The organism is Synechococcus sp. CCY9202, assembly GCF_034931685.1.
GTDB lineage: Bacteria > Cyanobacteriota > Cyanobacteriia > PCC-6307 > Cyanobiaceae > CBW1002.
In genome coordinates, this window is sequence record NZ_JAYGID010000049.1 from 1 (window position 1) to 2465 (window position 2465).

The 2465-nt window shown below is 68.8% G+C and carries 3 protein-coding genes and 1 pseudogene; 1 reads left to right on the forward strand and 3 read right to left on the reverse strand.

The window, feature by feature from the left end; translation table 11 throughout:
• From VB777_RS07040 to VB777_RS07050, 3 genes and pseudogenes are all read right to left on the reverse strand, one after another.
• Window positions 1-383, reverse strand: a pseudogene (locus VB777_RS07040) (DUF3153 domain-containing protein); the annotation flags it as partial.
• A 10-nt stretch (window positions 384-393) separates the two neighbouring features.
• Window positions 394-1293 carry an acetylglutamate kinase gene (argB, locus tag VB777_RS07045; protein WP_231605375.1) on the reverse strand — a complete coding sequence of 300 codons (900 nt, stop codon included), beginning with the start codon at window positions 1291-1293 and terminating at the stop codon, window positions 394-396.
• A gap of 143 nt (window positions 1294-1436) precedes the next feature.
• On the reverse strand, window positions 1437-2003 hold the full coding sequence (locus VB777_RS07050; protein ID WP_197156693.1) for a DUF2854 domain-containing protein: 567 nt from the start codon (window positions 2001-2003) through the stop codon (window positions 1437-1439).
• Between the two features lie 57 nt (window positions 2004-2060).
• Between VB777_RS07050 and VB777_RS07055 the strand changes: the two genes are divergently transcribed.
• Window positions 2061-2339 (forward strand): hypothetical protein, encoded by a 279-nt coding sequence (locus tag VB777_RS07055; RefSeq protein ID WP_197159375.1) that lies wholly within the window; start codon window positions 2061-2063, stop codon window positions 2337-2339.
• Window positions 2340-2465: the final 126 nt, after the last annotated feature.

The window sequence follows — 2465 nt, forward strand, 5'->3', positions numbered from 1 at the left end:
CGCCGCCGCAGCGCGGCAGCCCGGCTGCCCTCCAGAGAGGGCGCATCTCCAAGCTCGGGAAGGGTGAGGGACCAATCGCGGGGGCGGCTGAGCGCTGGGGCCTCCAGGACCAGCAGCAGATCCCGCGCCTGGGTCCGCAGCAGGGGGTCGTTGCAGCGCAGCAGCTCACGGCAGCAGGCCTGGGCCCGTTCGCTCTGCCCCTGACCCATCAGAGCCGTGGTCATCAGCAGCCGCACCTCTCCGCCCAGGGCGGTGCGCGGTGAATGCAGGGCCGCGAGCGGCTCCAGCAGGCGCAGCACCTGGCCATAGTCGCCCCGCTCCAGGCCGCGGCGGGCCGCCGCCAGAGGGTCGTCCGCCAGTCCCGCTCCGCTCAAGCCCTCCATGGCGGTGTCGTCAGTCGTTCTGCAGGGTGCGGGAGCTGCCCACCACCATGGTGCCGATGCCGGAGTTGGTGAACACCTCCAGCAGCAGGGCGTGGGGGACACGGCCATCGACGATGTGGGCGGCGGCGACCCCCTGGGCCAGGGCGCGGATGCAGCACTCGGTCTTGGGGGTCATGCCCCCCTCGACGATTCCCTCGGCGATCAGGGCCCGCGCCTCGGAGAGGGTGAGCTGGCGCAGCAGCGAGGCCGGGTCGTGCCGGTCCCGCAGAATGCCCGGCGTGTCGGTGAGCAGAATCAGTTTTTCAGCCTGGAGTGAGGCGGCCAGCTCCCCGGCCACGGTGTCGGCATTGATGTTGTGGGCCCGGCCAGCGGAATCGGGGGCCACGCTGGAGATCACCGGTACATAGCCGTTGTCGAGCAGCGGCCGGAGCACGGCGGGATGGACAGCAGCCACATCACCCACCAGGCCGTGATCACCGTCGCCGTAGGGACGGGCCCGCACCAGGGATCCATCGCTGCCGGAGAGGCCCACCGCCCGCACCCCCACCTGGTTGAGGCCATTCACGATCTGCTTGTTGACCCGTCCAACGAGCACCATCTCCACCACGTCCATGGTGGCGGCGTCGGTAACCCTGAGGCCATCGCGGAACTGGGGCTCGATCGCCAGGCGCCCGAGCCACTGGTTGATCTCCGGGCCGCCGCCGTGCACCACCACCGGCTGAACGCCGACGGAGGCCAGCAGGGCCAGATCGCGGAACACGGCATCGCGCAGCTCCTCCTGCACCATGGCGGCGCCGCCGTACTTGACCACGATGCGCCGTCCGGCGAAGCGCTGGATGTAAGGCAGCGCCTCACTGAGAACCGACACCCGCAGGGTGTCCTGATGGCTGATCGAGGGTTCGGTGCTCAACGGTCTGGAGGAAAGGGTGGGGAGAGAGTGGGGGGACGCGGTCCGTCGACGCGGCTTCGGTTGGCGTTGGGCGTTGGACCTCGGGCCTCGAGTCATGTACCCCTTGGTCGTGGCGTGGCCAGCGGCCCGGTCAGGACTGGACGTCAGACGTTGGGGGTGGTTTCTGGGGTGGCAGCGGCCGGCAGGAGGCTGAGCTGGATCTGATCACCGCCCAGCCGGCTCAGCTCTGCCTGCAGGCCCGGCCCGAAGAAGCGGCCCAGCCGGTCCTGGCGTGCTTCCCACTGGTCATAGGGCACGGCACCGGTGCTGAAGCGCAGCCGCAGGCCGTAGCCGCCGTTCTGCTCGAGCTCGGCGATGCTGAGCAGCTGGGGAGGGGCATCGTCGTCCCAGAGCTTGAGGGCTTCGAGGGAACTTTCCAGGTGTGCTTTCTGGCCGTAGCGCCAGCGGGTCACGTCGCCCAGCAACTTGCGCAGCGGCTCGTTGGCCTCCTGCTGGCGCAGTGCCTTGTACTGACTGGCTGGGGTCAGGCGCTGGGCAGGGGGCAGCTCCGACGACTTCAGGGCCAGCCCACCCAGTAGGACGGGCACCCCGTAAAACACCCCGGCCAGGCTGAGGTTGGGGCTGTCCGTGGCGTAGGCGATCGAGCCGATCACCGTGAGGGCGGCGCCGGCGATCGTCACCAGGCTGCCGGGGGATGTGAGCGCTTGCATGTCGCCATCCTCCTGCAGGGGGTAGCAGGATGGCGATGGACTCCATCCCGCTCAGCCGTGACCGCTCCGAACGCCGCTGCCGCCAGCGCCGCTGATGTCAGCGCCGACGCCGCTGCGGGAACCGCAGCGGCGGTTGGCGATCCAGGTATTGCCGATCCGAGTACCCCTGGGATGAGCACCGCCGACCTGATCAGCCAGCTGCAGGCCGACCGGCTCTGGCTTCTGCGCCAGATCGATGCCGGCCTCTGGCCCCAGTGGCGGCTGGATCTGGCCGCTCTGGAGCGGGAACTCGGCCAGCTCCTTGATCAGGCCGGCGAGCGATTCCCCCAGAGCTGATCGTTGGGGTGTGACCTAGACAAAGTTTAGGAACTGAACCTGCTTGGACGGACATGTTGCCATTCCGCTTCCACAGTTGAGGTACCGATCGACCTAGAGTGACAGGATCATGGCCTGAAAATAAAG

What these genes read in the sequence shown, in the direction of transcription:
- VB777_RS07050 (WP_197156693.1), bottom strand. Translation starts at nt 2,003, where the DNA reads ATGCAAGCGCTCACATCCCCCGGCAGCCTGGTGACGATCGCCGGCGCC.